Annotated in this window: 6 protein-coding genes; all 6 read left to right on the top strand. The window is 43.7% G+C overall.

From position 1 onward, the window contains the following. The first annotated feature begins 215 nt into the window (after positions 1-215). The 6 genes from recJ (at position 216) to QM818_RS06970 (ending at position 8,610) form a co-directional block, all read left to right on the top strand. Positions 216-2,435 carry a single-stranded-DNA-specific exonuclease RecJ gene (gene recJ, locus QM818_RS06995; RefSeq protein ID WP_414300075.1) on the top strand — a complete coding sequence of 740 codons (2,220 nt, stop codon included), beginning with the start codon at positions 216-218 and terminating at the stop codon, positions 2,433-2,435. A 172-nt stretch (positions 2,436-2,607) separates the two neighbouring features. After that, positions 2,608-4,269, top strand: coding sequence for a ribonuclease J (locus tag QM818_RS06990; RefSeq protein WP_261025263.1), 1,662 nt, complete (start codon positions 2,608-2,610; stop codon positions 4,267-4,269). A gap of 67 nt (positions 4,270-4,336) precedes the next feature. Next, entirely contained in the window at positions 4,337-5,116 is a 780-nt protein-coding gene (locus tag QM818_RS06985; RefSeq protein WP_414300074.1) for an alpha/beta hydrolase, read from the top strand. A gap of 62 nt (positions 5,117-5,178) precedes the next feature. Beyond that, positions 5,179-5,880 (top strand): M57 family metalloprotease, encoded by a 702-nt coding sequence (locus QM818_RS06980; protein WP_261081256.1) that lies wholly within the window; start codon positions 5,179-5,181, stop codon positions 5,878-5,880. A gap of 38 nt (positions 5,881-5,918) precedes the next feature. Then, positions 5,919-7,766 carry an excinuclease ABC subunit UvrC gene (gene uvrC, locus QM818_RS06975; protein WP_261081255.1) on the top strand — a complete coding sequence of 616 codons (1,848 nt, stop codon included), beginning with the start codon at positions 5,919-5,921 and terminating at the stop codon, positions 7,764-7,766. Further along, positions 7,756-8,610, top strand: a complete 855-nt coding sequence (locus QM818_RS06970) for a metallophosphoesterase family protein (protein WP_261081254.1) — start codon at positions 7,756-7,758, stop codon at positions 8,608-8,610. Before uvrC ends, QM818_RS06970 begins: the two co-directional genes overlap by 11 nt. Positions 8,611-8,647 lie beyond the last annotated feature (37 nt).

The following is an 8,647-nucleotide window of genomic DNA, read 5'->3' as shown; positions in this document are numbered from 1 at the left end:
TATGTTTTGTCATAGTAGACCTCATTTCTAACTCAAACGTCTCACACTTAATTCCACCATAAAAATCCGTTTTAGACTAATTTCCACTTTGGTTGGGCAAGTGGAAGTTACTTTGAGAAATTAGCAAATTTTATAAAAAAGCAATCTGGATAGAGAAAAAGCCTAAATCGTGTTATAATGAAGCAATAGAATTCTTAGAAAGAGTGGATGTCTTTTTGATAACACCTACTTATGAATGGCAGTTTGCCCCGCAGGTTGAAGATGCGGATTTTACAAAGATAGCCAAGAAGGCTGGACTGGGTCCTGAGGTGGCTCGGTTATTATTTGAGAGAGGGATTCAGGACCAAGCAAGTCTGAAGAAGTTTTTAGAACCGTCCTTGGAGGACTTGCACGACCCTTATCTACTCCATGATATGGATAAGGCGGTGGGACGGATTCGTCAGGCCATTGAAGAAGGGGAAAATATCCTCGTTTACGGTGATTATGATGCGGATGGCATGACTTCGGCTTCGATTGTGAAGGAAAGCTTGGAACAGCTTGGTGCTGAGTGCCGGGTTTATCTGCCCAATCGTTTTACCGACGGTTATGGACCTAATGCCAGTGTTTACAAATATTTTATCGAGCAAGAAGGAATTTCCTTGATTGTGACGGTGGACAATGGAGTTGCGGGTCACGAAGCCATTGAACTGGCTCAGTCTATGGGAGTAGATGTCATTGTGACTGACCACCATTCCATGCCTGAAACCTTACCAGATGCCTATGCTATTGTCCATCCTGAACATCCGGATGCAGATTATCCTTTCAAATATTTGGCTGGTTGTGGAGTGGCTTTCAAGCTGGCTTGTGCCCTGTTAGAAGAAGTGCAAGTGGAATTGCTTGATTTGGTCGCTATTGGTACCATTGCTGATATGGTGAGTCTGACGGATGAAAACCGTATTTTGGTGCAATATGGTCTGGAAATGTTGGGACACACTCAACGAATTGGTCTTCAAGAAATGCTGGACATGGCTGGGATTGCTGCTAACGAGGTGACAGAAGAGACAGTTGGTTTCCAGATTGCCCCTCGTTTGAATGCCTTGGGTCGCTTGGATGATCCTAATCCTGCCATTGATTTGTTGACTGGATTTGACGAAGAGGAAGCTCACGAGATTGCCCTTATGATTCATCAGAAAAACGAAGAGCGCAAGGAAATCGTCCAGTCTATCTATGAAGAAGCTAAGACTATGGTGGATCCTGAAAAGAAGGTCCAAGTCTTGGGCAAGGAAGGCTGGAATCCTGGAGTTCTAGGAATCGTAGCTGGTCGTTTGTTGGAAGAATTGGGACAGACAGTCATTGTTCTTAATATAGAAGACGGTCGTGCCAAGGGTAGTGCTCGTAGTGTGGAAGCGGTCGATATTTTTGAAGCTCTGGATCCTCATCGAGACCTCTTTATCGCATTCGGCGGTCATGCTGGCGCAGCAGGGATGACGCTGGAAGCTGAGAAACTCTCAGATTTATCTCAGGTTTTGGAAGATTATGTCCGTGAAAAAGGCGCAGATGCTGCTGGCAAGAACAAGTTAAACTTAGATGAAGAGCTAGACTTGGAGACACTTAGCTTGGAAACGGTCAAAAGTTTTGAACGTTTAGCTCCCTTTGGAATGAACAATCAGAAACCTGTCTTTTATATCAAGGATTTTCAGGTCGAAAATGCTCGTACTATGGGGGCAGGCAATGCCCATCTCAAGCTGAAAATTTCCAAGGGTGAGGCGAGTTTTGAAGTGGTGGCCTTCGGACAAGGCAGATGGGCGACAGAGTTTTCTCAAACCAAAAATCTAGAGTTGGCGGTTAAATTGTCTGTCAACCAATGGAATGGCCAAACTGCCCTCCAGTTGATGATGGTGGATGCGCGTGTGGAGGGTGTTCAACTCTTTAACATTCGTGGGAAAAATGCAGTCTTACCAGAAGGGGTTCCAATCTTGGATTTTGCTGGAGAAGTGCCAAATCTGGCGGCTAGTGAAGCTATTGTCGTGAAAACCGTTCCAGAGGATATTACTCAGCTGAAGACCATTTTTCAGAAACAGAATTTTTCCGCTGTCTATTTCAAAAATGACATTGACAAGGCCTATTATCTGACAGGTTATGGGACTAGAGATCAGTTTGCCAAATTGTACAAGACTATCTACCAGTTTCCAGAGTTTGATATTCGCTACAAGCTCAAGGATTTGGCTGCTTATCTTAATATTCAACAAATCTTGCTGGTCAAGATGATTCAAGTGTTTGAAGAACTAGGTTTTGTGACAATCAAAGATGGGGTCATGACAGTCAATAAAGAGGCACCAAAGCGGGAAATCGGAGAAAGTCAGATTTACCAAAATCTCAAACAAACCGTCAAAGACCAAGAAATGATGGCGCTGGGTACCGTGCAAGAAATTTATGACTTTTTAATGGAAAAATAGTAGAAGTAGGAAAGAGTTGGGTAACCAGCTCTTTTTTGAAAACAAATCTTCATTTTGAAAATCATCAAAAAAATGGTATAATGGTAGGAAAAGATTCGGCTAAAAGTAGTGCTTTTAGAATAAAAGGGCAAGTAACCCTATAATCAAAATAAATTAAGCTTTCGGAGGAAAAATGAGTAATATCAGTTTAACAACACTTGGTGGTGTACGTGAAAACGGGAAAAATATGTATATCGCTGAAATCGATGGATCTATTTTCGTTTTGGATGCAGGTCTAAAATACCCTGAAAATGAACAACTAGGGGTGGATGTGGTCATTCCCAATATGGACTACCTTTTTGAAAATAGTGACCGTATCGCTGGGGTCTTCTTGACCCACGGCCATGCGGATGCCATTGGTGCTCTGCCTTATCTCTTGGCTGAAGCCAAGGTGCCTGTATTTGGCTCTGAGTTGACCATTGAGTTGGCCAAACTCTTTGTCAAAGGAAATGACACAGTTAAGAAATTTAATGATTTCCATGTCATCGATGAGGATTCGGAGATTGATTTTGGAGGGACTGTGGTTTCCTTCTTCCGTACGACCCACTCTATCCCAGAAAGTCTGGGTATTGTCTTGAAGACAGCTGAAGGTAGCATTGTTTATACAGGAGACTTCAAATTTGACCAGACAGCTAGTGAATCCTATGCGACAGACTTCGCTCGTTTGGCAGAAATCGGTCGTGATGGAGTTCTAGCTCTTCTTAGCGATTCAGCCAATGCAGATAGCAATATCCAAGTGGCTAGTGAAAGTGAAGTTGGGGATGAAATCACTCAAACCATTTCGGACTGGGATGGTCGTATCATTGTTGCAGCAGTAGCCAGCAACCTCTCTCGTATTCAGCAGGTGTTTGACGCTGCGGATGCAACAGGCCGTCGTGTGGTCTTGACAGGATTTGATATTGAAAATATTGTCCGTACTGCTATTCGCCTTAAGAAATTGTCCCTAGCTAACGAGAGTCTTTTGATTAAACCGAAAGATATGTCTCGCTTTGAAGACCATGAGTTGATTATCCTTGAGACAGGTCGTATGGGTGAGCCTATCAACGGTCTTCGAAAGATGTCGATTGGTCGCCACCGTTATGTGGAAATTAAGGACGGTGATTTGGTCTATATCGTAACCACTCCGTCTATCGCCAAAGAAGCAGTCATGGCACGTGTGGAAAACATGATTTACCAAGCTGGCGGGGTTGTCAAACTGATCACTCAAAGCTTGCGTGTGTCAGGGCACGGGAATGCGCGTGACTTGCAGTTGATGATCAATCTCTTGCAACCCAAGTATCTCTTCCCAATTCAAGGGGAATACCGTGAGTTGGATGCCCATGCTAAGGCTGCTATGGCAGTTGGAATGTTGCCAGAACGCATTTTTATCCCTAAAAAGGGAACCAGCATGGCTTATGAGAATGGGGACTTTGTCCCAGCTGGCGCGGTTTCAGCAGGGGATGTCTTGATTGACGGAAATGCTATTGGTGATGTTGGAAATGTGGTTCTTCGTGACCGTAAGGTCTTGTCAGAGGATGGTATTTTCATCGTCGCAATCACCGTTAACCGTCGTGAGAAGAAAATTGTGGCCAAGGCTCGTGTTCATACGCGCGGATTTGTTTATCTCAAGAAGAGTCGCGATATTCTCCGTGAAAGTTCAGAATTGATTAACCAAACGGTAGAAGACTATCTGCAAGGAGATGACTTTGACTGGGCAGATCTCAAAGGGAAGGTTCGTGATAATCTGACCAAGTACCTCTTTGACCAAACCAAACGTCGTCCAGCTATTTTACCAGTGGTGATGGAAGCGAAATAATTGTTGAAATAAACAGAGAGAAAGTCGAGTTTCGGCTTTTTCTTATAGAAAAATAGAGGAAAAAATTATGGCAGTAATGAAAATCGAGTATTACTCACAAGTCTTGGATATGGAGTGGGGGGTGAATGTCCTCTACCCTGATGCCAATCGAGTGGAAGAACCAGAGTGTGAAGATATTCCCGTCTTGTATCTCTTGCACGGGATGTCTGGGAATCATAATAGTTGGCTCAAACGGACCAATGTAGAACGCTTGCTTCGGGGGACTAATCTCATCGTTGTTATGCCCAATACCAGCAACGGTTGGTACACTGATACCCAGTATGGTTTTGACTATTACACAGCTCTAGCGGAGGAATTGCCACAGGTTCTGAAACGCTTCTTCCCTAATATGACTAGCAAGCGTGAAAAGACCTTTATCGCTGGCCTCTCTATGGGAGGCTACGGCTGCTTTAAATTGGCTCTTGCTACAAATCGTTTTTCTCATGCAGCTAGCTTTTCAGGTGCCCTTAGTTTTCAAGATTTTTCTCCTGAGAGTCAAAATCTAGGAACACCTGCTTATTGGAGAGGTGTGTTTGGGGAGATTAAAGATTGGACAGCTAGCCCCTATTCTCTTGAAAGCCTGGCTAAAAAGTCGGACAAAAAGACCAAGCTTTGGGCTTGGTGTGGCGAGCAGGATTTCTTGTATAAAGCCAATAATTTAGCAGTGAAAAATCTCAAAAAACTGGGCTTTGATGTGACCTATAGCCATAGCGCTGGAACTCACGAATGGTATTACTGGGAAAAACAATTGGAACGTTTTTTAGCAACCCTACCGATTGATTTCAAATTAGAAGAGAGATTGTCATAATTTAGTTTTCTTTCAGCTTGTTTTAGTAAAATAGACTTTATTTGCTAGAAAGGTAGATGGAAATGCGCTGGATTTTTCGTTTGATAGGGGCTTTCTTTTCTTTTGTGTGGCGTTTGTTTTGGCGCCTGGTTTGGATAGTTGTGCTCTTATGTGCGCTTGCTTTCGGACTTCTCTGGTATCTGAACGGGGATTTTCAAGGAACGCTAAAGCAAGCAGAACGGTCAGTAAAAATTGGTCAACAAAGTATCGACCAATGGGAAAAAACAGGGCAACTGCCTAAGTTGAATCAGATAGATAGCCACCAACACTCTGAAGGAAGGTGGCCACAGGCTTCTGCTCGTATTTACTTGGATCCCCAGATGGATTCACGCTTTCAAGAAGCTTATGTAGAAGCAATTCAGAACTGGAATCAAACTGGTGCTTTTAACTTTGAAATCGTGACTGAGTCTAGTAAAGCAGATATTATAGCTACGGAGATGAATGACGGAGGCACTCCTGTGGCAGGAGAGGCGGAAAGTCAGACCAACCTCTTAACAGGACAATTCTTGTCTGTCACGGTGCGTCTGAATCACTATTATCTGTCCAATCCTAACTATGGCTATTCCTATGAGCGCATTGTCCATACGGCAGAACATGAGTTGGGTCATGCGATTGGCTTGGACCATACAGATGAGAAGTCTGTCATGCAACCTGCGGGTTCCTTTTATGGTATCCAGGAAGAGGATGTTGCAAACCTCCGAAAAATATATGAGACTAGTGAGTAGGGAACAATCTTTCCCTACTTTTTTGCTATAATGGAACTATGAATAACTTGATTAAATCAAAACTAGAGCTCTTGCCGACCAGTCCTGGTTGCTACATTCACAAGGATAAAAACGGCACCATTATCTATGTAGGAAAGGCTAAAAATCTGCGAAACCGTGTGAGGTCCTATTTCCGCGGAAGTCATGATACTAAGACAGAGGCTCTAGTGTCTGAGATTGTGGATTTTGAATTTATTGTTACGGAGTCCAATATTGAGGCACTTCTCCTAGAAATCAACCTGATCAAGGAAAATAAGCCTAAATACAATATCATGCTCAAGGATGACAAGTCTTATCCTTTCATCAAAATTACCAATGAACGCTATCCTCGTTTGATTATTACCCGACAGGTCAAGAAGGACGGAGGTCTTTATTTCGGACCCTATCCAGATGTGGGCGCAGCCAATGAAATCAAGCGGTTGCTGGATCGGATTTTTCCTTTTCGTAAGTGTACCAATCCGCCCTCTAAGGTCTGTTTTTACTACCATATCGGCCAATGTTTGGCCCACACCATCTGTAAGAAAGATGAGGCTTATTTCAAGTCCATGGCCCAGGAGGTTTCTGACTTTCTAAAAGGGCAGGATGATAAAATTATCGATGACCTAAAGGGCAAAATGGCAGCTGCAGCCCAGTCTATGGAGTTTGAACGTGCAGCGGAATACCGTGATCTGATTCAGGCCATTGGAACACTTCGGACCAAGCAACGGGTCATGGCTAAGGATCTCCAAAACCGCGATGTTTTTGGCTACTATGTGGATAAGGGATGGATGTGTGTTCAGGTTTTCTTTGTTCGTCAGGGCAAGCTTATTGAGCGAGATGTCAATCTTTTCCCCTACTACAATGATCCGGATGAGGACTTTCTAACCTATGTGGGACAATTCTATCAAGAAAAATCTCACTTGGTTCCCAATGAGGTACTGATTCCGCAGGATATTGATGAAGAAGCCGTCAAGGCCATAGTGGATACTAGGATTCTCAAACCCCAGCGTGGAGAGAAAAAGCAACTGGTCAATCTGGCTATAAAGAATGCTCGAGTCAGCCTAGAGCAGAAATTTAACCTGCTAGAGAAATCTGTCGAAAAAACACAGGGGGCTATTGAAAATCTAGGACGTTTGCTCCAAATACCGACCCCAGTCCGCATCGAGTCCTTCGATAATTCTAATATCATGGGAACTAGTCCTGTTTCAGCCATGGTGGTCTTTGTCAACGGCAAACCAAGTAAAAAAGATTACCGTAAGTATAAAATCAAGACCGTAGTCGGGCCAGACGACTATGCCAGTATGCGAGAGGTCATTCGCAGACGCTATGGTCGAGTACAGCGTGACGGTTTGACTCCTCCAGATTTGATTGTGATTGATGGGGGACAAGGTCAAGTCAATATTGCCAAGCAAGTCATCCAAGAGGAGCTGGGTTTGGATATTCCCATTGCTGGTCTGCAAAAGAATGACAAGCACCAAACCCATGAATTGCTCTTTGGAGATCCGCTTGGGGTGGTGGAGCTGTCTCGCAATTCTCAGGAATTTTTCCTCCTCCAACGCATTCAGGATGAGGTGCACCGCTTTGCTATTACTTTCCACCGTCAACTGCGCTCCAAAAATTCTTTTTCATCACAACTGGATGGAATTGACGGTCTGGGACCTAAACGCAAGCAGAATCTCATGAAACATTTCAAGTCTCTGACTAAAATCAAGGAAGCCAGTGTGGATGATATTGTTGAAGTTGGAGTGCCTAGAGCCGTTGCAGAGGCTGTGCAGAGGAAGTTGAACCCGCAGGAGGCAGAAGCCTTGCTTCAAGTTGCGGAAGAACAAGTAGATTACCAAACAGAAGGAGAGCACAATGAATCATAAAATCGCAATTTTATCAGATATTCATGGCAATGCGACGGCGCTAGAAGCAGTGATTGCAGATGCTAGAATTCAAGGAGTCAGTGAATACTGGCTTCTGGGAGATATTTTTCTTCCCGGTCCCGGTGCAAATGACTTGGTCGCCCTGTTAAAGGACCTTCCTATCACAGCTCGTGTTCGAGGCAATTGGGATGATTGTGTCCTTGAGGCCTTGGATGGTGAATATGGTTTGGAAGATCCACAAGAAATCCAGTCAATGCGAATGACCCAGTTTTTGATGGAGCGAATGGATCCTGCAACGATTGTCTGGCTACGAAGCTTGCCTTTGCTGGAAAAGAAAGAAGTTGAGGGACTGCATTTTTCTCTCTCACATAATTTACCTGACAAAAATTATGGGGGTGACTTGTTGGTTGGGAATGATACAGAAAAATTTGACCAACTGCTAGATGAGGAAACGGACGTGGCAGTCTATGGTCATGTCCACAAGCAGTTGCTTCGTTACGGCAGTCAAGGGCAACAAATCATCAATCCAGGGTCGATTGGCATGCCCTATTTTAATTGGGAGGCGTTAAAAAATCACCGTGCCCAGTATGCCGTGATAGAAGTTGAAGATGGGGAATTGGTAAATATCCTATTTCGTAAAGTTGCTTATGACTATGAAGCGGAGTTGGAGTTGGCCAAATTCAAGGGGCTTCCTTTTATCGAAATGTATGAAGAGCTACGAAGAGAAGACAACTATCAGGGGCACAATCTGGAACTATTAGCAAGCTTAATAGAAAAGCATGGGTATGTAGAAGATGTGAAGAATTTCTTGGAGGCTATAAAGTCAGAATATAAGATAGACTAGTTTCTTTAAGTAACTGAAAATTAATTGGAACTGGATG

This window comes from Streptococcus mitis (genome assembly GCF_047464035.1).
Lineage (GTDB): Bacteria > Bacillota > Bacilli > Lactobacillales > Streptococcaceae > Streptococcus > Streptococcus mitis_DX.
Note: the sequence above shows the minus strand (reverse complement) of the source record. Positions and strands in the feature narration are given on the sequence as shown.